Origin of the sequence: Streptomyces sp. NPDC050315 (assembly GCF_040655775.1) — a bacterium.
Classification (GTDB): domain Bacteria; phylum Actinomycetota; class Actinomycetes; order Streptomycetales; family Streptomycetaceae; genus Streptomyces.
Window position 1 is genome coordinate 640,961 of sequence record NZ_JBFAKN010000002.1, and the last position, 23,215, is coordinate 664,175.

Here is a 23,215-nt window from a genome sequence, read left to right on the forward strand (position 1 = left end):
CGGCGGTGTGCCACCGCCCGGGTCCTGCTGCCGCACCGCGGTCATCCCTCGTACCGCACCGCGGTCATCCGTCGTACCGCACCGCGGTCATCCGTCGTACCGCGCCGCGTTCTTCTCCGTCACCAGTACCACCGGCACCTTCACCTGCTTCGGCAGCGGCTGGTGCCGGGCGGCCTTCAGGGCCCAGTCCACGGCCTGCTTGCCGAGCAGCTTCGGCTGCTGCGCGACGGTCGCCGTCAGCGTGCCATTGCGTACCGCCTTGATCCCGTCCGGCGTGCCGTCGAAGGCCACGACCTTCACGGCCCTGCCCGACTTCGCGCCCAGCGCCTTCGACGCGCCGAGCGCCATCTCGTCGTTGGCGGCGAAGACGCCGGCGATGTCGCGGTGCGCCTGGAGCATATTGGACATCACGTCCATGCCCTTGGTGCGGTCGAAGTCGGCGGGCTGCCGCGCGACGACCTGGATACCGGGGTACTTCTTGATGCCCTCCTCGAAGCCCTGGCCGCGCTCACGCGCCGCCGAGGTGCCCGGCTGGCCTTCGAGGAACGCCACCTTGCCCTTGCCGCCGAGCGATTCGGCGAGCGTCTTCGCGGCGAGCCGGCCGCCCGCGACATTGTCGGAGGCGATGGTCGAGCCGACCTTCCCGCCGTTGACCCCGCGGTCCAGGGAGATGACGGGGACATCGGCGCGGTTGGCGACGCCGACGGCCGGTACCGCGGCATCGGAGTCGACCGGGTTGATGATCGCGGCCTTGACGTTCTGGCTGGTGAACGTCTCCAGCTGATTGATCTGCTGAGTGGGGTCGTTCTGCGCATCGGTGATGTTGATCTTCAGTCCGCGGGCTTCCGCCTCGGCCTGCGCGCCTTCCTTGATGCCCACGAAGAACGGGTTGTTCATGGTGGACAGGGCGAGGCCGAGGTCGGTGTTCCCGCCGCGGTCGCAGCCACTGAGGGCGACGGCGGCCAGTACCGAAGCCGCCACCGTGAGGGCACTCGTACGCATCCGCCGCGCCCTCACCGCGCGCTCCGCCGCCGCAGCGTGTCCAGCAGGACCGCGAGGGCGATGACCAGACCGGTGGCGACCTGCTGCCAGAACGCCGAGACGCTCAGCAGGTTCAGGCCGTTGCGCAGCACCGCGAGGATCAGCGCGCCGATGAGCGTGCCGGACGCCTTGCCGGAGCCGCCGGAGAGGCTGGCGCCGCCGATGACCACGGCCGCGATGGCGTCCAGTTCGTAACCGGTGGCGGCCTGCGGCTGCGCGGAGGTGAGCCGGGCCGCAAGGACGATGCCCGCGACGGCGGCGAACAGCCCGGACAGCGCGTAGATGACGAGCTTGCGCTGCTTGACGTTGATACCGGAGAGCCGGGCGGCCTCTTCGTTGCCGCCGATGGCGAACATCGCGCGCCCGGTGTACGTACGGGCCAATATCAGCGCCGCGATCAGCCCCATCACGATCATGACGAGCACGGGCACCGGCAGCCAGCCGCCGAGCGTGTCGCCGAGCTTGCTGATCGAGGCGGGGAACGCGATCGGCGAGCCGCCGGAGATCACCAGCGCGAGGCCGCGGCCGACGGACAGCATCGCGAGCGTGGCGATGAAGGCGGGCAGCTTGCCGTACGCGACGAGCGCGCCGGACAGCAGGCCCGCCGCGGCGCCGACCACGAGGCCGAGCAGTACGGCGACGATCACCGGCAGCCCCTCGGTGGTGGCCGCCCAGGCCACCACCGTCGCCGAGAGGGCCGCGACCGAGCCGACGGACAGGTCGATGCCGGCCGAGACGATCACGAAGGTGACGCCGAAGGCCAGGATCGCGGTGACCGACGCCTGGACACCGACGTTGAGGAGGTTCTGCCCGTTCAGGAAGTCCTTGGACAGCACCGCCATCACCACGACCAGCGCGATCAGGCCGCCCAGCGGCCCGTTGCGCAGCACCGCGCGGGAGAACCACGGCCCGAAGCCGTCCCGGTCCGGTGCCTCACCCACCGCCTCGGCGGCGGCTCCCGTCTTCACCTCAGCGGACATCGGAGCCCTCCATCGCGCTCTCGTCATTGTTCGTCGTGTGGGCCGTGGGGTCGGTGGCCGGCTGGAGTGCCAGTTCCATCACCGCGTCCTGGGTGGCCTCGGCCGCCGGCAGCTCGCCGGCCAGCCGGCCCTGGGACATCACCAGCACCCGGTCGCTCATGCCGAGCACCTCGGGCAGATCGCTGGAGATCATCAGGACGGCCCGGCCGGACGCCGTCAGTTCGTTGATCAGCTGGTAGATCTCGACCTTCGCGCCGACATCGATGCCGCGCGTCGGCTCGTCGAGAATCAGCAGCCGAGTGTCGGTCAGCAGCCACTTGCCGATGACGATCTTCTGCTGGTTGCCGCCGGAGAGGGTGCGGGCGCTCTGCCCGAGCCCGCTCATCCGTACCTTCAACTGCCCCGCCACCCGGGCCGCTTCGCGCCGCTGCGCACCGCGGTCCACCAGGCCGCCGCGGGTGTCGCGGTCCAGCCGGGCAAGGGTGAGGTTGTCCTGCAGGGTCGCGTCCAGGACCAGGCCCTGGCCCTTGCGGTCCTCGGGTACGAGGCCGAGCCCGGCACGCATGGCGGCGCGGACGTCGCCGCGGGCCAGCTCCTTGCCGTCGATCTCGACCGTGCCCGCGTCGTACGCGTCCACGCCGAAGATCGCCCGGGCGACCTCGGTACGGCCCGCGCCCACCAGCCCCGCGAGGCCGACGACCTCCCCGGCCCGCACCTCGAAGCCGACGTCCTGGAACACCGGCAGGCCCTTGGGCCCGTTACGGGTCAGCCCGCGCACCCGCAGCAGGGGCGCGCCCGGCTCCTCGGGGCGCTGCCGCGGGTACTGCTCGGCGATGTCCCGGCCGACCATGAGACGGATCAGCTCGTCCTCGTCGGTGGACGCGGGCACCTCGTCGACGGACCGGCCGTCGCGCAGCACGGTGACCCGGTCGCCGAGCGCGCCGATCTCCTCCAGGTGGTGGGTGATGAAGATGATGCCGACGCCGGACTCGCGCAGCTCGCGGACGAGCCCGAAGAGCGTTTCCACCTCCTCGGAGGTGAGAACGGCGGTCGGCTCATCCATGATCAGAACACGCGCTTTCAGGCTCAGCGCCTTGGCGATTTCGACCATCTGTAGGCGGGCGATGCCCAGTTCGGCGACAGGAGTGTTCGGGGAGACATCCAGCCGTACGCGCTTGAGCAGCTCGGCGGCGCGCGCCCGCATGGCCTTCTTGTCGACCAGGCCGAGCGCGGTGCGCGGCTGCCGGCCGAGGAAGATGTTCTCGGCGACGGTGAGGCCGGGGACGAGGTTGAACTCCTGGTAGATGGTGGCGATGCCGAGCCGTTCGGCGTCCTGGGCGGACCGGATGTGCACCTCGTGGAGGCCGTCGTGCGAGCCGTCCTGCCCGCCGTCGGCCAGGAGGCGGCCTTCGTCGGGGCGGTGCGCGCCGGAGAGCATCTTGATCAGGGTGCTCTTGCCCGCGCCGTTCTCGCCGAGGAGTACGTGCACCTCGCCGGCGCGCAGGCTCATGTCCACGCCGTCCAGGGCGCGCACACCGGGGAACGACTTCGTCACCCCCTCCACGCGCAGCAGTTCGCGGCCGCCCGGCAGGTCGCCCGGCACGTCGTCGTTGACGCCGGTCATGCGCTGCCCCTCTCGTTGTGGGTGTCGTCCTCGGTGTGGGTGTGGGTGTGGGTGTGGGCGTGGGTGTCTTCGGTGTTGCTGTCGTGGGTGGTGCGGGGGTCGTCGGTGGCGCGCGGGGCGTCCGCCGGTTCGGGCGCGCGGGGTGCGTGCGCCGGTGCCGACTCGTGGGGTGCGTGCGCCGGTGCCGGCTCGTGGGGCGCGCGGGCCGGTACCGGCTCGTGGGACGCCTGCTCCGGTGCCGGTTCGCCGCAGGAGCGGCGCGGTACGAGGCGGGCCGGGAGCAGTACGGACTCCGCCGGCCTGCCCTCGATCCGCTCCAGCAGCGTGTGCACGGCGGCCCGGCCCAGCTCGCGGGTGGGCTGCGCGATGGCGGTCAGCGGCGGGTCGGTGTGCCGGAACCACGGCACGTCGTCGTAGACCACCAGCGCCACGTCGTCCGGTACGCGCAGGCCGCGCGCCCGGATTTCGTCCATCGCGCCGAGCGCCATCAGGTTGTCCGTGGCGAGCACCGCGTCCGGCGGCTCGGGGAGGTCCAGGAAGCCGCGCATGACCCGGCGGCCGCCGGTGGGCTGGAGGTCGGGCGTGGAGCCGACCCGCTCGTCGGGCAGCTCGATGCCGTACGGGCGCAGCGCCTCCCGGAAGAACCGCAGCCGGTCCGCGCCGGTACGGGTGCCGGCCGGCGCGACGATGATCGCGGGGCGGCGGCGGCCGAGCGCGGCGAAGTGCGCGGCGAGGTCGGCCAGCGCCGCCCGGCCGTCGGCCCGTACGCAGGGCACGTCGAGCCCGTCGACGGCGCGGTCCAGCAGGACCAGCGGGGTGCCGGCCGCGGCGATCTCGCGCAGTACGGGCGAACCGGTGCCGGCCGAGCTGACCAGCAGGCCGTCGATCCGCCGGTCGATCAGCGTGCGGATGTGGTCGTCCTGCTGCTGCGGGCTCTCGCCGGCGTTGCCGATGACCAGGCTGTAGCCGAGGCTGCGGGCCTCGTCCTCGACGGCGTCGGCGAGTTCGGTGAAGAACGGGTTGGTGAGGTCGCCGATGAGCAGCCCGAGCGCCCCGGTACGGGCGGTGCGCAGGGCGCGGGCGACGTTGTTGGGCCGGTAGCCGAGCTCGTCCACGGCCGCGAGCACGCGGTCGCGGGTGGCCGCGACGGGCGAGTGCCCGTTGAGCACGCGGGAAACGGTGGCCACGGAGACGCCGGCCCGCTCGGCCACGTCCTTGATGTTCGCCATGGCGCCCTCGCCCTCACGCTGTCGTCCGGTGGTCGCGGGTAATGCGTGTAATCGATTACTCGCGCTGCAGTGGGGCTACGTAATCGATTACACGGGCGCGGCGTCAAGGTGTCGTAAGTGTCGGCTGCGTCACATGCGGCTGGGGTGAGGCGGGACCGAGGGCCGGGACGATGGCCGCCGTGGGCGGTGGACGCGGCTGACGGTGCAGGTGAGAGGCGGGAGCGGGACCGCCGCAGACGGCGAAGGGCCGCACCCCCACCGGGGTGCGGCCCTTCTTACGGCGCGCGGCGCTTCTTGCCGCGTGCGCCGCGCGTCACGGGTCAGGCGACGGTCAGCGTGACCTCGATGTTGCCGCGGGTGGCGTTCGAGTACGGGCAGACCTGGTGCGCCTTCTCGACCAGCGCCTTCGCGGTGTCCGCGTCGACGTTCGGGATCGAGGCCGCTATCTCGACCTTGAGGCCGAAGCCGCCGGCCGGGGTCTTGCCTATGCCGACCTTGGCGGTCACCTGCGAGCCGGAGACGTCCGCCTTCTCCTGGCGGGCCACGACGCTCAGCGCGCCCTGGAAGCAGGCGCTGTACCCGGCGGCGAAGAGCTGCTCGGGGTTGGTGCCGGCGCCGCTGCCGCCCTGCTCCTTGGGCGGGTTGACGACGACATCGAGCTTGCCGTCGTCGGAGGCGACACGGCCGTCACGGCCGTTCTCCGCCGTGGCGACAGCGGTGTAGACGACGTCGACGGGCTGGATGGACATACGGATTCCTCCTGTACGTACGCCGCGACTCGCGCCCACGATCGCGACGGCTTGCCCCGAGCCTAACGGGCGGCCACAAGGGGGCCACGAGCAAGGGGGCTTGACGAATTTCTCGGCTGCCGGTAGGGCGACGGCGCTCTCCCGCGGCTGCGGCGCGCCGCCGTGACGCGTCAGGCGGGCAGGCTGACGACCATCTTGCCGGTGTTCTCACCGCGGAGCAGGCCCAGGAACGCCTCGACGCCGTTCTCGATGCCCTCCACGAACGTCTCGCGGTACTTGAGCTCGCCCGACCGCACCCAGGCCGAGACCTCCTCGACGAACTGCGGCTGCAGGTCGTAGTGATCGCCGACGAGCAGGCCCTCCATGCGGAAGCGCTTGGCGATGATCTGGGCCAGATTGCGCGGGGCCGGGGTCGGCTCGGTCGCGTTGTACTGGGAGATCATGCCGCAGACGGCGATGCGGCCGTGCAGATTCAGCGTCGCGATGGCCGCCTCCAGGTGGTCCCCGCCGACATTGTCGAAGTAGACGTCGATGCCGTCGGGCGCGGCCTCCTTGAGCTGGTCCTTCACCGGGCCGTTCTTGTAGTTGAACGCCGCGTCGAAGCCGTACTCCTCCAGGAGGACCTTGACCTTCTCGTCCGAACCGGCCGAGCCGATCACCCGGGACGCGCCCTTGAGCTTGGCGATCTGGCCGACCTGGCCGCCGACCGCGCCCGCCGCGCCGGAGACGAAGACGGCGTCTCCCTCCTTGAAGTCGGCGACCCGCAGCAGACCGGCGTAGGCGGTCAGGCCCGGCATGCCGAGCACGCCGAGGTAGGTGCTCAGCGGGGCGGTTTCGGCGTCCACCTTCACCGCGGACTTGGCGTTGACCGTCGCGTACTCGCGCCAGCCGAGGAAGTGCAGGACGTGGTCGCCCGCCTCGAAGCCCTCGGCGTTGGAGGCGATGACCTCGCCGACCGCGCCGCCCTGCATGGGCTTGTCCAGCTCGAACGGCTCGACGTAGGACTTCGCCGTGCTCATGCGGCCGCGCATGTACGGGTCGACGGAGAAGTGGATGTTGCGGACCAGGACCTGGCCCTCGCCGGGCTCGGCGACCGGCGCCTCGCGCAGGGCGAAGTCGGCCGGGGTCGGCCAGCCCTGCGGGCGGGCGACGAGGTGCCATTCGCGGCCGGTCGTGGGGAGTGCAGACATGCCCGGAGCCTCCTGATGCGGCAGATGTTTCATGTACTGAAACAACCATGCTCCTCAATATTTCAGGTTGTCAAGCAACGCGGTATCCTCTTCTGTATGACGCCTCGCACCGACCCGTTGACCCTCGAGGTCGTGGAACTGATCGGCACCGTCGTCGCCCGTTACCACGAGGAGTACGAGCACGCGGCCGCCGAGCACGCACTCACGGGTGCCCAGGCCCGGGTGCTGGGCCTCCTCGCGAGCGAGCCGCTGCCCATGCGCCGCATCGCGCAGCGCCTGAAGTGCGAGCCGTCGAACGTCACGGGGATCGTGGACCGCCTGGAGTCCCGCGGCCTGGTCGAGCGCCGCCCCGACCCGGCCGACCGCCGCGTGAAGCTCGCCGCGCCGACCGAAGAGGGCCGGAGCACGGCGGAGGAGCTGCGGGCCGCGCTCGGCTTCGCGCGCGAGCCGCTGGGCGGGCTGACGTTCGCCGAGCGGACGGTGCTCAAGGAGCTGCTGCGGCGGATGCTGGGGATGGACGCCGACGACGGCACGGAGGACCCGGCCGGTGCCGCTGACACCGACCCCGGAGGCCGCTGATACCGGCCCCGTAGAGGGCGCCGCGCCTCTACGGTGAGGCCATGAGTACCGAAAACAGCCGCCCCGCCGTCGATTTCTACTTCGACCCGCTCTGCCCCTTCGCCTGGATCTCCTCCCGCTGGATCCTCGAAGTGGAGCGCCACCGCGACCTGGACCTGCGCTTCCGGGTCATGAGCCTGTCCGTCCTGAACGAAGACCGCGAGGACCTCCCCGAGCAGTACAAAGAGCTGCTCGAACGGGGCTGGGGCCCGGTCCGCGTCTGCATCGCCGCGGCCCAGCAGCGCGGCGAGGAGATACTGCGCGACCTTTACACCGCGCTCGGCACGCGCATCCACAACGAGGGCCGCGGCGAGGAGATAGACGCCGTGATCGCGGAGGCGCTGGCCGAGGTGGGGCTCCCCGCCGAGCTGGCCGAGGCGGCCCGCAGCACGGCGTACGACAAGGCGCTGCGCGCGAGCCACCACGAAGGCATGGACCCGGTCGGCTACGAGGTCGGCACGCCCACGATCCACATCGACGGCGTGGCCTTCTTCGGCCCCGTACTGTCCGCGATCCCGCGCGGCGAGGAGGCGGTACGGGTCTTCGACGGCGCCCGCCTGCTCGCCGGTTACGACAAGTTCTTCGAGCTGAAGCGCACCCGTACCGGGGAGCTGGACTTCAGCTGACCGTACGGCGCGAGGCCGGCCCCGTAGGCGCGACGGCCGGCCCCGTAGGCGCGGCGCCCCGCACCGGGCGGTGGCGCCCGCCTACCCGCCGGTCCGTTCGAAGGTGACCAGCGGAACGTTCGGCTGCTCCGGGGTGGCGTCCAGCGCCGCGACGGCGCCCAGGCCCGCGCCGACGGCCAGCGCGGCGGCGGCCAGGCAGGTCAGGGCGGCGGCGAGCAGTCGTGGCATGGCGCGGCGAACCCTTCGTCGTGGTACCTCGCCGCCAGGTGCGGCGCCCAGAGTCTCGGCGGGCGCTGACGGGGTGTCAAGGCGCGTCTACTGCGCTCGGCCCAGGGCCGAGTACGGCCGCCGGTGCGGTTTCGGCCCGCTTCCGTGCCCGTTCGGCCCACCTCCGGGCACCGGCGCCCGGCCCGGCGGGCCCGCCGCTACGGTGTGCCGCTCGGAGCCCGACACGGGCTCCCAGGGAGTGCCCCGTGCCCGCGCCACAGGAGTGCCCGTATGCGGAAGACTGCCTCACCCCTGTCCCTGGCCCTGCTCGGCAGCGGCGTGTTCCTGCTGGTCCTGGCGGCAATGCTGACCTGGTACGTCGAACCGCGGGCGAAGCGGACCCCCGTGGACGTCGACGTCACCACGGTGCTCACCGGCACCGGGCGCTACTTCGAGACCGAGGACCTGGAGACCAGAAAGGGCCGTCTCACGATCACCCGGCACGTGCTCGGTGACGTGGTGGACAGCGAGCGCACCGGGCGGGCCGTCTGGGACGTGTCCACGACCATCGATACGCCGCGGACGCTGCGCCTGAAGGACCCGCGCAAGGCGCTCCTGTGGACCACCGGACGCTGGGTGACCGACCGGCGGACGAACGCGCCGGTGCACTGCTGTGCCGAGTCCCCGACGCGCTACGAGGGCGAGGCGTACCTGAAGTTCCCCTTCGATGTGCAGCGGCGCACCTACCGGTGGTGGGACGACACGCTCCGGGAGGCGGTGCCGCTCCGGTACACCGGAACGCGGCGGGTGGCGGGGTACCGGGGCTATGTCTTCACCGGCTCGGTGCCGGCGGCCAGGACCGGTACCCGCCAGGTGCCGGGCAGGTTCGTGGACCGGCCGCGGCAGCCGCAGATCCAGGCCGAGGAGTGGTACGCCAACGCCGGGATCCAGCTGGTCGTCGACCCGTTGAGCGGCCGGATCATCGACGCGGTGACCTCGCCGCGCAGGACGCTGCGGCCGCCCGGCGGGCAGCGGGACGTGGTCACGCTGCTGGACGGCCACCGGCTGCGCTACACGCCCGCCACCCGCCGGGCCCAGGCGGCCCTGGCGGAAGCGGACGCCACGAAGCGGGAGCTGGCCGGTGAGACGGTTCCTCTGTGGGCGGCACGAGCGGGCGGCGTACTGGCCCTGGCGGGCGCGGTACTGGTCGCCATCGGGCGACGGCCGCGGCCGGAGGCCGCCCCTCGTGCCGGCGAACCCGAAGGCACGGAGCCGGAGTTCGTCGCTCCGGCGTCCGGCCCCGATGAGGGACGCGGCGCACACTGACCGCGCTCGGGCCACCGGCGCTTTCCGGTCGGCTCGTTCCGCGCGGCTCAGTACGCGGTGCGTCCCCCACCCTGGGTACCGCACCCCGAGACGAGTGGGAGCGCAGATGCCCCAGCACGTGCCACCGCTGCCGCACGCCCCGGCTCTGGAGCCCGTACGCCCCTGGCACGAGCCGCTGCGCCCGCACGCCCGCAGAACGCCTCAGACAGCGCCACAGCCCTTTCCACGCCGCATCGTCTTCCTCGCCCGCCGGGACCTCGGCAACCCCGCGGCGGGCGGCTCCGAACTGCTCGTCGACCGCCTCGCCGACGGGCTCACCGCCCTGGGCCACCAGGTCACCCTGCTGTGCGGCGGACCGGCCGCGCATCGCAGCTACCGGGTGGTCTCGGCGGGCGGCGACGCGAGCCACTTCCTGCGTGCCCGCGGCCGGTTCGCCCGCCGAATCGGCGGCTGCGACCTGCTGGTGGAGGTCTGCAACGGAATGCCGTACCTGGCGCCCCTGTGGCACAGCGGCCCAACCCTCTGTCTGGTCAACCACGTCCACACCGACCTGTGGGGGCTGCGCTGCCCGGCCCCCGCCGCCTTCCTGGGCCGCCGCCTGGAGCGTTGGGCGCTGGCCGGCACCCACCGCGGCAACCTGATGGTCGCGGTGTCCGGGTCGACCGCCGAGGCGCTGCACGGTCTCGGTGTGCCGCGGGACCGCGTCCGGCTGGTCCACAACGGCGTCGAGCAGCCGGATCCGCTGCTCCCGAAGTCCCCCGAACCGCTGTTCCTGGCCATGGGCAGACTCGTCGAGTACAAGCGGATCGGCCTGCTCCTGCGGCTGTGGGAGCGGGTACGGCCGGTCACCGGCGGCCGCCTGGTCATCGTCGGGGACGGGCCCGAGCGGCGCCGCCTGGAGGCCCTGGCGGGCCCCGACGTCCGCTTCACGGGCCGCGTCAGCGAGCGGGAGAAGCACGAGCTGCTCTGCCGCTCCTGGCTGCTGCTGCACCCCTCACTGGTCGAGGGGTGGGGCCTGGTGGTCATGGAGGCCGCGGCCCGGCGCACTCCGGCCGTCGGCTTCGACATACCGGGCCTGCGCGACTCCGTACAGGACGGGGTGACGGGGCTGCTCGCACAGGGGGAGAGCGCGTTCGCCGCCCACTGGTGCGCGCTCGCCTTCAGCCCGGAGCGCCGCCACGCGCTGGGCCGCGCGGCCGAGTTGCGCGCCGCGCGCTTCCGGTGGAGCGCCACGGTCAGCAGCTTCCGCGCGGTGGCCGCGGAGGCCGCGTACACGGCACGGGGGCGGTGAAGCGGCGGTGCGCGATCCTTCGCTGCGCAGGTCCCTCGCCCTCCTCCGCGCCTTCCGGCACGAGCAGACCGACCCCGAGGGCTGTTACGGGCTGCTCGCCCGGGACGCGGCCGACCAGCTCGAACGGTACGTTCCGCTGGCCGGGGCCGTGGTGGCCGATGTGGGCGGTGGCGCGGGGCACTTCACCGAGGAGTTCCGCCGCCGCGGCGCGCTCGCGGTGCTCCTCGAACCGGACCCGGCCGAACTGTATGCGCGCGGCGCCCCGCCAGAAGGCGCGGTGCGCGCCGACGGCTACCTGCTGCCGCTCGCGGACGGCGCCGTGGACATCTGCTTCTCCTCCAACGTCCTCGAACACGTCGCCGACCCGCGTACGTTCCTCAGCGAGATGGTGCGGGTGACACGCGCCAATGGGCTGATCTACGTCGCCTTCACCAACTGGCTGTCCCCCTGGGGCGGCCACGAGACGGCGCCCTGGCACTACCTGGGCGCGCGCCGGGCCCGCGACCGCTACCGGCGGCGCACCGGGCGCAGCCCCAAGCACGTCCTCGGCGAGAACCTCTTCGCTCTCCATGTCGGGCCCACGCTGCGCCAGGTACGGGCCCGTCGGGACATCGAGGTGCTCGCCGCGCGGTCCCGATATGCGCCGTTCCTGGCCGGCGCCGTCGCCCGCCTGCCCGGCGTGCGCGAGGTCGCCACCTGGAACCTCCTTCTCATACTCCGGCGGTTGCCATGACCCAGACGCATCCCACCTCGCGCTCTCCGGGCTCCCCCGACCCGGGGAGCACCCCGACGACCGCGCCCGAGGGGCCACCACCGGAGCGGCCACGGCGGCGGAGCTGGCTGCTCGCCTTCTGGGCGGCCGCCTTCGTCGCCTTCCTGGCACCGTCGCCGGGCCGGATGACCTTCGAGACCAAGCTCGGCGTGGCGCTGGCCCCGTGGCGGTTCCTCGTCGACCTCGGGGACCTGTGGCACGACCGGGCCGGGTTCGGCGGCCTCGCCGACCAGTACATCGGCTACGCCTTCCCGATGCTCCCGTACTACGCGCTGGCCGACCTGGCGCATCTGCCGGTCTGGATAGCCGAACGGCTGTGGCTGTCCCTGGTGGTGACCACCGCCTTCTGGGGCGCGCTGCGGCTGGCCGAGCGCCTGAAGGTGGGCAGCCCGCCGTCCCGGTTGCTGGGCGCCGCCACGTATGCGCTGTGGCCCGCCTTCACCATCGTCATCGGCTCCACGTCCGCGGCCGCGCTGCCGGGCGCGGTCCTCCCGTGGATCCTGCTGCCGCTGGCGGACCCGCGCCGCACCGCGCGGCTGTCCGCGGCCCGTTCGGCGCTGCTGATCCCCTTCATGGGCGGCGTCAACGCCGCCTGCACGCTCGCCGCGCTGATGCCCGCGCTGCTGTACGTGCTCACCCGTACCGGCGCCCGGAGGTGGCGGCTCCTGGCCTGGTGGCTGCCGGGCGTGGTGCTGGCCACCGCATGGTGGTCGATACCGCTGCTCCTCCTGGGCCTGCACGGCGAGAACTTCATGCCGTACATCGAGCAGGCCGACACCACCACCGCCACCATGTCGGCCACCGAACTGCTGCGCGGCGCCGGCAACTGGGTCGCGTACCTGAACTTCGGCGAGCCCTGGCTGCCCGCCGGCTGGACGCTGGTCGCCGGGGCCTTCACGGTGCTCGGCACCGCGCTCGCCGCCGCGCTGGGCCTGGCCGGACTAGCCCGCCGGGACCTGCCCGAGCGGCGCTGGCTGCTGCTGACCGTGCTGGCCGTCGTGGCGGTCGCGCTGGCCGGGTACGGGGGCGCGCTGGGCGGCCCGCTGCACGAGCAGGTGCGCGGCTGGCTGGACGGGCCGCTGCAGCCGTTCCGCAACGTCTACAAGTTCGCGCCGGGCCTCGCCCTCGCGCTGGCGTACGGGCTGGCGCACCTCACGGGCGCGGCATACGGGCCGCGCGAGCGCCGTCCGGTACGCGGCGGCCGGTGGTACGTACCCCTGATCGTCGCGTTCCTGCTGCTCCCGGCCCTCGCCCTGCCCTACCTGAACGGCACGGTCCTGCAGTCCGGCGCCTTCACGCGGCTGCCCGCCCACTGGCAGCGCACCGCCGACTGGCTGAAGGAGCACAGCCCCGACGACCGCGCGCTGGTCGTCCCCGCCACCGCGCACGGCCTGTACACCTGGGGCTCCCCCATCGACCAGCCGCTGGACGTGCTCGCCGAATCCCGCTGGGCGCAGCGCGACTTCGTCCCCTTCGGCACGAAGGGCTCACGGCGCGCTCTGGACGCCGTGGAGCAGGCACTGATGACCGGGACCCAAGTGCCCGGCCTCCGCGACTTCCTGGCCCGCTCAGGGCTCTACAACGTCGTGGTACGCAACGACCTGGACCCCGACCAGATCGGTTACGTCCCCCCGCAGACCGTCCGGCGCACCCTCGTGGCGTCCGGCTACCGCAAGGTCGCCTCCTTCGGGCCACTGACCACCAGTGGCCGGATCGCGGACGACACCCCGGTCCAGGTGCAGGGGCTGTACCCGAGGCAGCGCGCGGTGGAGATCTACGAGCCGGTGGACACCCCGCGGCCCGGGCCCGTCACCGTGAAGGCCGCGGCCGATACCGCGCAGCTCAGCGGCGGCCCCGAAGGGCTGCTGCAGTTCGCCGCCGACCCCGGGCTGCGCGACCGGCCGGCCGTACTGACCGGCGACGCGCACCCCGGTGTCGACACCCCGGCGCTCCAGCTCACCGGGGACGGCCTGCGCCGCGCCGATACCCGCTTCGGCCTGGTCAACACCAACACGTCCTACACGTACACCCGTCGCGAGCGGAACGGCCCGGACAGCGTGCAGGACCCCGGCCGCCCGCCGCGCCAGATCCTGCCCACCCATGGCATCGAGCACCAGACCACCGCCGTGCTGCGCGGCGCCCGCGCGGTCACCACGTCCTCCAGCGGCAGCTGGCTCTTCCACCTCCCCCAGTACGACCCGGTGCACGCCTTCGACGGCGACCCGGACACCGCCTGGGCGGAGGGCAGCGCGGGCGACCCGGTGGGCCAGTGGCTGCGGATCGCCTTCAGCCGCCCCGTGGACGTCCCCGCGACGCTCTCGCTGACTCCGCTGCCGGGAGACGGGCTGCGCGCCGCTCCGACGGCCGTACGCGTCACCACGGACCGCGGCAGCGCGGTCAGCCAGTTGCGCACCGACGGGCGGCGGCAGTCGGTCAAGGCACCGGCGGGGCGGGCGAAGTGGCTGAAGGTCACCCTCGTGGGGGCGGAACAGCCGCGCCCCGGGGTCTCCGGCGCGGGCATCTCCGAGGTGACCATTCCCGGCGTCCGGGTCACCCGGTTCCTCCGGCTCCCGGCGGATTCCACGTACCCCGACGCGCCCGCCACCACGTACGCGCTGCACCGGGGCAGCGACCCCGGCGGGCTCTCCCCGGGCTCGGCCGAGACCGGGCTGCACCGCCAGTTCCGTACCGGGGCCGACGGCTCGTACCGGATCTCCGCCGAGGCGCTGGCGGTCCCCGGCCGCGCCCTGGACGCACTGCTCACGAAGGCCGCGCCCGAACAGCGCCGCCGGATCACCGCCACCGCCGACTCCACCAGCAGTACGGGGCAGTCGCTCAGCCCGCGCAACCTCGTGGACGGCGATCTGACCACCGCCTGGATCGCCGGGGACGCACCCACGGTCCATCTCCGCTGGCCCGGCAAGAAGAAAATCGACACCATCGTGCTGGCCGCCGCCGGCGGCATCTCGGCGCGCCCCGAAAAGATCCGGATCAACTCGCCCTACGGGGCGGCCACCGCCGGGGTCGACGAGAACGGCGCGGCCCACTTCGACCCGATCACCACCGACCGCCTCGACATCACCGTCTCCCGGGTCGCGCCGCTGACCCTGCACAACCCCGTCGCCGGACAACCGCTCCAACTGCCCGTCGGACTCAGCGAGATCTACATACCGGCGCTCAAGAAGTACCGCACCCCGCCGCCCCCACGGGACGCGCGCTTCTCGCTGCCGTGTGGCCGGGGCCCGGACCTCACCATTGACGGCGTCCCGTACGCCACCAAGTCCAGCGGCCTGGTCCGCGACCTGGTGCAGCGCCGCCCCGTCAAGGTCGAGCTGTGCCGTGCGGAGGGCGGCCGGGTCGCGCTGTCCGCCGGGCGGCACCGCGTCGAGGCCGACGACCGCGGGCCGCTCGCGCTGACCGACGCGACGCTCCGCCGCGGCACCGCGACGCCGACGGCCGTTGCGCCGCGCCGGGTCATCGCGGGCGCGGACTGGTCGGGCGACAGCCGGGACGCCTACGTCGGCCCCGGGCGCGCCGTCTACCTCCAGACGTACGAGAACGCCAACGACGGCTGGCGCGCCACCCTGGACGGCCGCCCGCTCACCCCGCTGCGAGTGGACGGCTGGCAGCAGGCGTTCCTGATCCCGGCCGGCGGGGGCGGCACGGTCCACCTGTACTACGCGCCGGCCGCGCAGTACCGAATGGGGCTGATCCTCGGGGGCGTTGGCGTGCTCCTGGTGGCGGCGTGCGCGCTGATACGGCAGCGCAAGGAGGCAGGCGAGGTACCGGTACCGGTGGCACCGCCCGCGCCCTCCTGGGTGCTCGGCGTCATCATCCTCACCGCCGTACTGGCACTCGCCACCGGACCGTACGCCGCGGCCGTACCGGTGCTCGCACTGCTCGCCCGCATTCGCCCGGGCCTCCTCGCGCCGCTCGCCTTCCTCTCGATGGCGGCAGCCGGCATCCTCGCGTCCTTCGGGGCGGGCTCCCCTGCCGCGCTCGGCCGCGGCCCGTTCAGCGCCCCGGCCCAGGCCCTCGCCCTGCTCGCCCTGGCGGCGGCGCTCGTAACGGTGCCACCGGGACGGCTGTGGCCGGCGTCGTGGCGACTCCGACGGAAGCGGAGGGCGCCGGCACCGGAGCCGGAGGAAGCTGCGGCTGAGGAGGGAGCCGCTGAGGAGGGCGCGGCTGAGGCGGGCCCGCCCGCCCAGGAGCCCGCCCCCACCCGGCCGCTCCCGGCCGACGGCGGCGCCCCGCCCGGCTCCGAGGACGACACGGCGGTCCTGCCCCCCGTACCCGCGGAGGAACGGCCTCCGGAGACGAAGACACCGCCTCCCGAGAAGCGGGCGCCCTCTCCGAAGGAGGAGACGCCCCCACCCGAGGAGCAGCCGCCGCCCCGCCAGGAGGAGACGCGGCCTCCGCTGCCGCGCCGGAAGAAGCGCGACAGCGAGCCGCGCAACAACGAGCCGCGCGAGGAGAAGGACGGGGAGGAGCCCGGCCCATGACCCCCAGGACCCTCATGACCTCCAACACGCCTCTGCACCAGCCCAGGGCGCCGCACACCGCCGTGCCACCACCCCACCCGGCCCCCTTCTCCCTCGTGGACGAGATCGCCCGGCACTGCGCCCAGGAGGCCGAGCCGGAGACCGTACACGTGGAGGTGCACCTGCCGGGAGTCGTGGACCACCCGCGGCTGCGCGCCGCCTTCGGGCGGGCGCTGGCGCGGCACCCGAGGGCGCTGCTGCGGCAGGCCCCCATGCGCTGGTGGCACCGGCGCTACCTATGGGAGCCGGCCGGCACACCGGACCTCGCACCGGTGTCCTTCGCCGGACCGGACCCGGGGGCGCTGCGCCGCGCCCGGGACCGGGCACTTGCCGAGTGCCCGCCCCCGGACGCCGGGCCGCCCGTACGCCTGGAGGTGATCGAACAGGCCACCGGAACGGGCACCGGCAGCGTGCTGCTCCTCACCGCCCACCACACCGCACTGGATGCCCCGTCCTGCCTGCGCCTGCTGGCCACCACCGCCGAGCTGTACGGCGGCGCGGCCAACTCCCCCGCACCGCCTCCCGTACGCGCCCCGAAACCGGCCACCCGGCGCACCCGAAGGAACAGCGCGGCACCCGTAAGCACCGCGCTGCGCCGACCGGCCCGCATCGCCGCCGCCCGCGACAACACCGCCCCCGGCAACGGCGACGGCAACGGCATGCTCCTGACCGAACTCCCCGTACCGGCCCGGCCGCCCCGCGCCCCCGGGGCGGCCAGGCCCGCGCACACGGTCAACGACCAACTCCTCGTGGCCGCCTTCCTGATGGCGACCCGCTGGAACCGCCTGCACCGCACTCGCGCCGCTCCCGTGGTGCTCACCATGCCGGTCGACGACCGGCCGCGCGGTACCGAGATGCCGCTCGGCAACGGGACCCGGCTGGTCCCGGTGCGCTTCGGACCGGCAGACCTCCGGGACGCGGCGCAGACCGCCGCCTCCGGGACGCCGGACCCGGCGGCGGTCACCCGGCTGCTGCGCCGCACCGCGGCCCGCACGCACGCCCTCAAGGCCGCACCGGGCCGCCCCCTGGGCCTCGCGGGCGCCGTCCTGACCACGCCGGTGCTGCCGGTCGGCGTACGGGCCGCCGTCACCCGCCGCGCGCGAGCCGCCGCCGCGCCCTGGACGTCCACCGCCCTGCTCTCCAACATCGGCCGGGTGCCGTACCCGTTCGACTTCGGCGAGGCGGGCCGGGCCACCGGGGTGTGGTTCTCCGCGCCGGCCCGTATGCCGCGCGGGCTGTCGCTCGCCACCGTCTCGACCGACGGCCGGATCCAGCTCACCCTGCGCTGGTCCCGGGCGCTGCTGGACGACGCGGCGGGCGCCACCCTGTGCGCGCTCTTCGAGGAGTCGTTGGCGGCGACCTCCTGGAGCGGCGCATGACCACGACAGGCGCACGGCACGGCCACGGGGGCCTGCGGTCCTTCTACGAGAACCCGTCGGTGCCCGTCGCCTCCGGGGCCGAACGGGCGCGGCGGCAGGCGCTGATGCTCGCGCGAGCGCTCGGCCCGGCCGATGACGGGCGGGCCCCGGCCACCGTCCTCGATGTCGGCTGCGGTGACGGTTCGGCGGCGGCCACCGCCGCGCCGTACCTGTCCGGTCACCGTCTCGTGGGCGTCGACTGGTCACAGGACGCGCTGCGCCGCGCGGCGATGCGCCTCCCGTATGCCGTGCGTGGCGAACTCACCGGAGCTGGGCTGCCCTTCGGGGACGGCGTGGCCGACGCGGTGCTCTTCAGCGAGGTCGTCGAGCATCTCGTGGACCCGGACACGGCCCTCGACGAGCTGCGCCGCGTCCTGCGTCCGGGCGGCCATCTGCTGCTCTCCACGCCCAATCTCGCCGCCTGGTACAACCGCGGCCTGCTGCTGGCCGGCGTGCAGCCGATGTTCTCGGAGGTGAGCCTGCGCGGCATTCACGGCCGCCCGGGCAGCCAGGTCGTCGGCCATCTGCGGCTGTACACCGCCCGTGCGCTGCGCGGTTTCCTGACGGCTGCCGGGTTCGAGGTCGTACGGATGGCGGGGGCGCCGTACCACGATGTGCCGCGCCCGCTGCGGCCGTTGGACCGGGCGCTCTGCCGGTTTCCGTCGCTGGCGTCCATCCTGCTGGTGCACGCCCGTCGGGCGGGGCGGTAGCCGCCATGGACCGGAGGACGACGGCCGCCCCTGTTCCGCGACCGCACTCGTACGAGGAGCTGATACATGAAGCCGGACGACCCGCTGCTGCGCTTACTCGCCTGTCCGCTCGACAAGGGGCCGCTGGCCCTGATCGCCGAGGAGGGCGTGCTCTACAACCCCCGGCTGCGCCGCCGCTATCCGATCCTGGACGGCGTGCCGCAGCTGCTGCCCACTTCGGGGGAGCAGGTCTCCCCCGAAGAGCACGAGCGGCTGCTGTCCCGTATGCAGGCGGCGGGCGGGGCACACGGTGCGGCGGACGCCCCCGAAGGCGGGGCCCGGCCGTGACGCTCGCCGCGCGGCTCACCCCGCACCTGCCCCCGCGGCTGGTCTCCGCCGCCGCGACGCTGCTCTACCCGCGCTTCGAGCCCGAGCTGCGCCGGCTCGCCGACTTCTGCCGGCCCGGCGGCACCGCCGTGGACGTGGGCGGCTGGTACGGGCCCTGGGCGCGCCATCTGGCACGCCGCGCCGACCGGGTCGTCACCCTGGAGCCGGTGCCGCATCTGGCGCGGCTCCTGGCGGCCGCGACGCCCGACAACGTCGAGGTGGTGCGGGCCGCGGCCGGCGACCGCTCGGGGACCGCGACGCTGTGGCTGCCCTCCGGGGGACGCGGCGACCGCGGCGTCTCCTCACTGGTGCGCCGCCGGCTGCACCACAGTGCCCTGGAGGTGCGCTGCCTGGCCCTGGACGATCTGGAGCTGTCCGATGTGACGCTCATCAAGGTCGACGTGGACGGCGCCGAGCCGGCAGTGCTGCGTGGCGCCGAACGCACCGTCGAGCAGTACCGGCCCGCCCTGTTCGTCGAACTGGAGACCCGTATCCAGCCGCTCGGCCCGGTCCTGGAGTGGATCGCGGCGCGCGACTACAGAGGCTGGGTGCTGCCCGGCGACCGCTGGCTCCCCTTGGCCGCCTTCGACCTCCCGGGGCATCAGGCCCGCACGTCCTATGTGGCCGAGCACGGGCTGCTGCGCCGCACACTGGTGCCGCACCGCCGCTACGTCAACTCCGTGCTCTTCCTGCCACGCGGCCGCGGCCCCGGTGATCCCGCGTACCGTACGAACCCGGCCGCCACCCGCCCCGTACTGCGCGACGATATGCGGCATGAGCCCTACGGATGAGCCCGGAACCCCACGCGCACCGCGGAGCCGGCTGCAGGGGCCCGCAGAAGGGCCGCAGGGGCCGCTCGGCGTGCCGGGCCGGCTCGGCTTCCAGCTGGTCCTGCTGCGCCGGATGGCGGACCACCAGCCGGGCCTGGTGGAGGACGCGCTGCGCACTCTGGGCGTGACCCGCCCGGAGATGCGCGAGGCCAACCGGCGGTGGCAGGCGATGAGCCGCTCACCCCGGTCGCGCGGCGCCCTGCAGCGGTACCGCTCGGTCCTGGGCCCTCCGGAGACCGACACCGCCCGCCGGGTGGGCGACCTGACGTGCCGGGCGCTGACCTGGCCGGTACCCCTCTGGCCGGATCTGCGCTTCGAGGTGCTGGCCGCACCCGGGGGCGCGGTGTGGAACGAGTGGCTGATCCGCGCCCCGGGCGCGCCCGGTCCCGTACTCCGAACGGCCGACGATCTGGTGCCGTGGTCCTGCACCGTCGACGAGGTCGCACGCGCGTTCCCTCCGGCCCGCCCGATGGAGGGCTCGGCGCCCACCCGCTGGCGGCTGGGTTTCACCGCTCCGGACGCCCCCTCCGGCCGCCCCGAGCCACGGGTCGCGGAGTTCACCTGGGGCCTGCTGCAACGGCTGCTGGACTGACCGGGAGCACGGCGCGCCGCCACTCGCACGGCCCCGTTCAGCGGGCAGCCGAGGGCGTACGGCAGAAGGATGACGGTCGAGAGGTGTGCTGCCGCTCCTGCCCCTATCGGCCCACCCGCGGAGGAATCCCATGACCACCAGCGTTGGGCAGCTGCGTCGTTGCTCGGTCGCCGTCGACCTCGGCGCGGCGCGCACCCGGGTGTACGTGAAGAACCACGGCCTGATCGTGGACGAACCGACCGTTACAGCCGTCAACAGCCGTACCGGCGCGCTCATAGCCGTCGGCGCCCGCGCCGAGTACATGGCGGGCCGGACCCCCGACCACATCCGGGTGGTCCGCCCGGTCTGCCACGGCACCATCGTGGACATCGAGATGGCCCAACGGCTGCTGCGACAGCTCGTGGGCGACAAACTGCGCCGCGCGTGGCGGCGCAAACCCACCATGCGGGCGGCGGTCTGCCTGCCCGCCGGAAGTGAGCCGCTGACCCAGCGGGCCGCCGTGGAGACGCTCACCGGGCTCGGCGCCCGGCGGGTGGAGCTGGTCGACACGATGGTGGCCGCCGCCGTCGGCTGCGGAATGCCGGTCGAACAGCCGGAAGCGACGATGATCGTGGTCTGCGGGGCCGGCACGACACAGGTCGCCGTGTTGTCCCTCGGGGCCATCGTGGCCTCCACGACCGTCCCCGTAGGCGGCGAGGCCGTCGACCACGCCGTCGTACAGCATCTGCGGCTGCACCACGAGCTGATGGTGGCCAGCCAGAACATCCGTCCGCTGCATCTGGCGCTCGCCGGAGACGACGGCCACGAGCCGGCCCCGGTGGAGGTGCACGGCCGGGACGTGGTCAGCGGCGAGGCCCGCTGCGTCCTGGTGGAGCCCGAACGTGTACGCCGCGCCATCGCCGCCCGGCTCACCGGCGTCCTGGACGGCATCAGTGAGGTGCTGCGGCGCTGCCCGCCCGACCTGGTCGCCGATCTCGCCGAGCGCGGCATCATGCTGGCCGGCGGCAGCGCGCTGATCCCGGGCCTGGAGCCGATGATCCGGCAGGGCACGATGATGCCCGTCCAGGTGGCCGAGCGCCCGGACACCTGCGCCGTACAGGGGCTGGCCGCGATGATCGAGGGCCATGTCTCCCCTCTGGAGCTGGCGCCGCTGACCCCCTGAAGCGCGCACGGCCCCCTACAGCTGCACGGCCCCCATACAGACGGCGGAGCCCGCGCGCCAGAAGGCGCGCGGGCTCCGTACGTATGCGGGAAGGGCCGGCCCCCTTCAGGGCGTCCGGGTGTTCCAGGCCACCACCGCGGGGCGGTCGTGCTCCGTACCGAGCACGCCGATCGCCCCCGTCTCGAAGGTGAACAGCGCGCCCGCGGACGCGGGCAGCCCCAGCTCTCGGGCCGCCAGCACGCGCAGGAAGTGCGCGTGCCCGACCAGTGCGACGTCCCCGTCGGCCGCCGCCCGCCGGGGCGCCAGCCGGGCCAGTACGCGGTCGGCGCGCGCACCCACCTGTTCGGGCGTCTCGCCCGGATGCCCCTCGGGGCCAGGGGTGACGCCGTCGGTGAACAGGAACCACTCGGGGCGGGTCCGGTGGATGTCCGCCGTGCGCACGCCTTCGTAGCCGCCGTAGTCCCACTCCACCAGGTCGCTGTCGACCTCGGCGTCGGCGAGACCGGCCAGCTCGGCGGTCCTGCGGGCCCGGATCATGGGGCTGACCAGCGTCAGCGCCACTTTCCGGCCGGCCAGCAGCGGGCCCAGTTCACGGGCCTGCTCGACGCCGCGCTCGGTGAGGGGGAGGTCGGTCCAGCTGGTGTGCTGACCCGAGCGGCTCCACTCCGTCTCACCGTGCCGGATCAGCAGGAGTTCACTCACCGCCGCCCTGCTGCTCCTTCTGGGCCTCCGCGACGGACGCGCGGACCTCGTCCATGTCCAGGTTGCGGGCCTGGCCGATGACGTCCTCCAGGGCCGCCTCGGGCAGCGCGCCCGGCTGCGAGAAGACCGCGATGTTGTCCCGGACGATCATCACCGTGGGGATCGACTGGATCTGGAAGGCCGCGGCCAGCTCCGGCTCCGCCTCGGTGTCGACCTTGGCGAAGATCAGGTCCTCGTGCTTCTCGGAGGACTTCTCGAAGACCGGCGAGAACTGCTTGCACGGACCGCACCACTCGGCCCAGAAGTCGATGAGGACGAAGTCGTTCCCGGAGACGATCTCGTCGAAGTTTTCCTTGGTGAGCTCTACCGTGCTCATGTGCTTTCCCTGCTTCCGGTCCGGTCGTCGGTGTTCAGCCGCGTCAACGGGAGACGCGGAGAGGCGTATTCCACCAGGGTGTCCCACATACCGTGCTCCGATCCCGCGCCACGCGGCCGTCGGGCACCCCTGCCCACGTTGCGCCGTCCTAGACATACGCATTCGACCTGATCGGGAATGGGCCGTTGCCCGGGCGTGTCGCGGCCGCGGCACCAGGTGGCCGGCGCCGCACCCCGGGGCGGTCAGCCCCGCTGCACCCGTAGGCCGTCGAAGACCATGGTGGCCAGCGCGTCGGCCAGTACCGGGACGGAGAGCCCGCCGTCCGGGCGGTACCACTCGATCAGGGAATTGACCGTACCGAACAGCAGCCGGCTGATCAGTCCCGGGTCGATGTCACCGCGTACCCCGCCCTCGGCCGCCGCCTGCCGCACCAGCTCCGCGACCCGGTGATCGAAGTCACGCCGCCGCTCCAGGGCCCGCTTCTCCGCCTCGCTGTTCCCGTGCACGCGGAGCAGCAGCGTCACGTAGGGCAGCTCTGCGGCCAGGGTCTCCACGCTGCGCCGTACGGTGTGCTCCAAACGGGCGGTGGCGTCCGCGTGCGCGCCGCACGGCTCGTCGAGTACGGCGAAGAGCGCGTCCAGGGCCCGGCCGACCGCCAGGTCGAGCAGCTCTTCCTTGCCGGACACGTGGTGGTAGATGGAGGACTTGCTGATGCCCAGCCTGCGGGCCAGCTCCTCCATGCCTGTGCCGTCGTAACCGCGCTCATTGAACACCGCGACCGCGACCTCCACGAGGGAGTCGCGGTCGTAGGTGGTCCGGCCCTGCCGTGCCCCCGGGTTCCGGTCGGGTCGTCTGATCATGCCCT

20 protein-coding genes and 1 pseudogene are annotated in these 23,215 nt (G+C 73.5%); 12 read left to right on the forward strand and 9 right to left on the reverse strand.

Features of this window, described 5'->3' with window-relative positions; genetic code table 11:
• Nucleotides 1-87: 87 nt before the first annotated feature.
• The 5 genes and pseudogenes from AB0I82_RS09870 to AB0I82_RS09890 all read right to left on the reverse strand — a co-directional run bounded on the left by AB0I82_RS09870 (nt 88) and on the right by AB0I82_RS09890 (nt 6,813).
• Nucleotides 88-1,982 (reverse strand): annotated as a pseudogene (locus AB0I82_RS09870) (substrate-binding domain-containing protein).
• A gap of 28 nt (nt 1,983-2,010) precedes the next feature.
• Nucleotides 2,011-3,645, reverse strand: a complete 1,635-nt coding sequence (locus AB0I82_RS09875) for a sugar ABC transporter ATP-binding protein (RefSeq protein WP_363256628.1) — start codon at nt 3,643-3,645, stop codon at nt 2,011-2,013.
• The gene (locus tag AB0I82_RS09880; protein WP_363256629.1) at nt 3,642-4,874 is read right to left on the reverse strand and encodes a substrate-binding domain-containing protein; all 1,233 of its coding nucleotides are present in this window, start codon (nt 4,872-4,874) and stop codon (nt 3,642-3,644) included. The genes AB0I82_RS09875 and AB0I82_RS09880 overlap by 4 nt, the downstream gene beginning before the upstream one ends.
• A gap of 320 nt (nt 4,875-5,194) precedes the next feature.
• Complete coding sequence (locus AB0I82_RS09885; protein ID WP_363256630.1) at nt 5,195-5,623, reverse strand: organic hydroperoxide resistance protein; 429 nt, start codon at nt 5,621-5,623, stop codon at nt 5,195-5,197.
• A 170-nt stretch (nt 5,624-5,793) separates the two neighbouring features.
• A complete protein-coding gene (locus tag AB0I82_RS09890; RefSeq protein ID WP_363256631.1) occupies nt 5,794-6,813 on the reverse strand; it encodes an NADP-dependent oxidoreductase in 1,020 nt (339 codons plus the stop codon).
• Between the two features lie 96 nt (nt 6,814-6,909).
• On the opposite strand from AB0I82_RS09890, the gene AB0I82_RS09895 reads away from it, so the two are divergent.
• Together AB0I82_RS09895 and AB0I82_RS09900 are read left to right on the forward strand one after the other, a co-directional pair.
• Nucleotides 6,910-7,392: a MarR family transcriptional regulator gene (locus AB0I82_RS09895; RefSeq protein ID WP_363256632.1), complete on the forward strand. Its 483-nt coding sequence runs from the start codon at nt 6,910-6,912 to the stop codon at nt 7,390-7,392.
• A gap of 41 nt (nt 7,393-7,433) precedes the next feature.
• A complete protein-coding gene (locus AB0I82_RS09900) occupies nt 7,434-8,057 on the forward strand; it encodes a disulfide bond formation protein DsbA (RefSeq protein WP_363256633.1) in 624 nt (207 codons plus the stop codon).
• 81 nt (nt 8,058-8,138) lie between these two features.
• On the opposite strand, the gene AB0I82_RS09905 is transcribed toward AB0I82_RS09900, so the two are convergent.
• On the reverse strand, nt 8,139-8,285 hold the full coding sequence (locus AB0I82_RS09905) for a hypothetical protein (RefSeq protein ID WP_363256634.1): 147 nt from the start codon (nt 8,283-8,285) through the stop codon (nt 8,139-8,141).
• A 270-nt stretch (nt 8,286-8,555) separates the two neighbouring features.
• On the opposite strand from AB0I82_RS09905, the gene AB0I82_RS09910 reads away from it, so the two are divergent.
• The 10 genes from AB0I82_RS09910 (at nt 8,556) to AB0I82_RS09955 (ending at nt 21,272) form a co-directional block, all read left to right on the forward strand.
• Nucleotides 8,556-9,590, forward strand: coding sequence for a DUF3068 domain-containing protein (locus AB0I82_RS09910; RefSeq protein WP_363256635.1), 1,035 nt, complete (start codon nt 8,556-8,558; stop codon nt 9,588-9,590).
• 106 nt (nt 9,591-9,696) lie between these two features.
• Nucleotides 9,697-10,881 (forward strand): glycosyltransferase family 4 protein, encoded by a 1,185-nt coding sequence (locus tag AB0I82_RS09915; protein WP_363256637.1) that lies wholly within the window; start codon nt 9,697-9,699, stop codon nt 10,879-10,881.
• A 7-nt stretch (nt 10,882-10,888) separates the two neighbouring features.
• Nucleotides 10,889-11,614, forward strand: coding sequence for a class I SAM-dependent methyltransferase (locus AB0I82_RS09920; RefSeq protein WP_363256638.1), 726 nt, complete (start codon nt 10,889-10,891; stop codon nt 11,612-11,614).
• On the forward strand, nt 11,611-16,155 hold the full coding sequence (locus tag AB0I82_RS09925) for an alpha-(1->3)-arabinofuranosyltransferase family protein (RefSeq protein WP_363256639.1): 4,545 nt from the start codon (nt 11,611-11,613) through the stop codon (nt 16,153-16,155). Before AB0I82_RS09920 ends, AB0I82_RS09925 begins: the two co-directional genes overlap by 4 nt.
• On the forward strand, nt 16,152-17,573 hold the full coding sequence (locus AB0I82_RS09930) for a condensation protein (RefSeq protein ID WP_363256640.1): 1,422 nt from the start codon (nt 16,152-16,154) through the stop codon (nt 17,571-17,573). The genes AB0I82_RS09925 and AB0I82_RS09930 overlap by 4 nt, the downstream gene beginning before the upstream one ends.
• A complete protein-coding gene (locus AB0I82_RS09935; protein WP_363256641.1) occupies nt 17,570-18,322 on the forward strand; it encodes a methyltransferase domain-containing protein in 753 nt (250 codons plus the stop codon). The genes AB0I82_RS09930 and AB0I82_RS09935 overlap by 4 nt, the downstream gene beginning before the upstream one ends.
• Before the next feature lie 66 nt (nt 18,323-18,388).
• On the forward strand, nt 18,389-18,649 hold the full coding sequence (locus tag AB0I82_RS09940; protein ID WP_363256642.1) for a Trm112 family protein: 261 nt from the start codon (nt 18,389-18,391) through the stop codon (nt 18,647-18,649).
• Complete coding sequence (locus tag AB0I82_RS09945) at nt 18,646-19,479, forward strand: FkbM family methyltransferase (protein ID WP_363256643.1); 834 nt, start codon at nt 18,646-18,648, stop codon at nt 19,477-19,479. The genes AB0I82_RS09940 and AB0I82_RS09945 overlap by 4 nt, the downstream gene beginning before the upstream one ends.
• Nucleotides 19,463-20,110: a hypothetical protein gene (locus AB0I82_RS09950; protein ID WP_363256644.1), complete on the forward strand. Its 648-nt coding sequence runs from the start codon at nt 19,463-19,465 to the stop codon at nt 20,108-20,110. Before AB0I82_RS09945 ends, AB0I82_RS09950 begins: the two co-directional genes overlap by 17 nt.
• A 130-nt stretch (nt 20,111-20,240) precedes the next feature.
• Entirely contained in the window at nt 20,241-21,272 is a 1,032-nt protein-coding gene (locus tag AB0I82_RS09955; RefSeq protein WP_363256645.1) for a rod shape-determining protein, read from the forward strand.
• A 105-nt stretch (nt 21,273-21,377) separates the two neighbouring features.
• Here AB0I82_RS09955 and AB0I82_RS09960 read toward each other — a convergent pair whose 3' ends face one another.
• The 3 genes from AB0I82_RS09960 to AB0I82_RS09970 all read right to left on the reverse strand — a co-directional run bounded on the left by AB0I82_RS09960 (nt 21,378) and on the right by AB0I82_RS09970 (nt 23,210).
• Nucleotides 21,378-21,974 carry a histidine phosphatase family protein gene (locus AB0I82_RS09960; protein WP_363256646.1) on the reverse strand — a complete coding sequence of 199 codons (597 nt, stop codon included), beginning with the start codon at nt 21,972-21,974 and terminating at the stop codon, nt 21,378-21,380.
• Nucleotides 21,967-22,512: a thioredoxin gene (trxA, locus tag AB0I82_RS09965; protein ID WP_363256647.1), complete on the reverse strand. Its 546-nt coding sequence runs from the start codon at nt 22,510-22,512 to the stop codon at nt 21,967-21,969. The genes AB0I82_RS09960 and trxA overlap by 8 nt, the downstream gene beginning before the upstream one ends.
• A gap of 80 nt (nt 22,513-22,592) precedes the next feature.
• The gene (locus tag AB0I82_RS09970) at nt 22,593-23,210 is read right to left on the reverse strand and encodes a TetR/AcrR family transcriptional regulator (RefSeq protein ID WP_363256648.1); all 618 of its coding nucleotides are present in this window, start codon (nt 23,208-23,210) and stop codon (nt 22,593-22,595) included.
• Nucleotides 23,211-23,215: the final 5 nt, after the last annotated feature.

Coding starts and splice junctions, on each gene's coding strand:
- AB0I82_RS09885 (WP_363256630.1), bottom strand. CDS start 5,623: ATGTCCATCCAGCCCGTCGACGTCGTCTACACCGCTGTCGCCACGGCG.
- AB0I82_RS09925 (WP_363256639.1), top strand. CDS start 11,611: ATGACCCAGACGCATCCCACCTCGCGCTCTCCGGGCTCCCCCGACCCG.
- AB0I82_RS09905 (WP_363256634.1), bottom strand. CDS start 8,285: ATGCCACGACTGCTCGCCGCCGCCCTGACCTGCCTGGCCGCCGCCGCG.
- AB0I82_RS09940 (WP_363256642.1), top strand. CDS start 18,389: ATGAAGCCGGACGACCCGCTGCTGCGCTTACTCGCCTGTCCGCTCGAC.
- AB0I82_RS09890 (WP_363256631.1), bottom strand. CDS start 6,813: ATGTCTGCACTCCCCACGACCGGCCGCGAATGGCACCTCGTCGCCCGC.
- AB0I82_RS09950 (WP_363256644.1), top strand. CDS start 19,463: ATGAGCCCTACGGATGAGCCCGGAACCCCACGCGCACCGCGGAGCCGG.
- AB0I82_RS09910 (WP_363256635.1), top strand. CDS start 8,556: ATGCGGAAGACTGCCTCACCCCTGTCCCTGGCCCTGCTCGGCAGCGGC.
- AB0I82_RS09895 (WP_363256632.1), top strand. CDS start 6,910: ATGACGCCTCGCACCGACCCGTTGACCCTCGAGGTCGTGGAACTGATC.
- AB0I82_RS09880 (WP_363256629.1), bottom strand. CDS start 4,874: ATGGCGAACATCAAGGACGTGGCCGAGCGGGCCGGCGTCTCCGTGGCC.
- AB0I82_RS09935 (WP_363256641.1), top strand. CDS start 17,570: ATGACCACGACAGGCGCACGGCACGGCCACGGGGGCCTGCGGTCCTTC.
- trxA (WP_363256647.1), bottom strand. CDS start 22,512: ATGCGTATGTCTAGGACGGCGCAACGTGGGCAGGGGTGCCCGACGGCC.
- AB0I82_RS09970 (WP_363256648.1), bottom strand. CDS start 23,210: ATGATCAGACGACCCGACCGGAACCCGGGGGCACGGCAGGGCCGGACC.
- AB0I82_RS09915 (WP_363256637.1), top strand. CDS start 9,697: ATGCCCCAGCACGTGCCACCGCTGCCGCACGCCCCGGCTCTGGAGCCC.
- AB0I82_RS09955 (WP_363256645.1), top strand. CDS start 20,241: ATGACCACCAGCGTTGGGCAGCTGCGTCGTTGCTCGGTCGCCGTCGAC.
- AB0I82_RS09930 (WP_363256640.1), top strand. CDS start 16,152: ATGACCCCCAGGACCCTCATGACCTCCAACACGCCTCTGCACCAGCCC.
- AB0I82_RS09900 (WP_363256633.1), top strand. CDS start 7,434: ATGAGTACCGAAAACAGCCGCCCCGCCGTCGATTTCTACTTCGACCCG.
- AB0I82_RS09875 (WP_363256628.1), bottom strand. CDS start 3,645: ATGACCGGCGTCAACGACGACGTGCCGGGCGACCTGCCGGGCGGCCGC.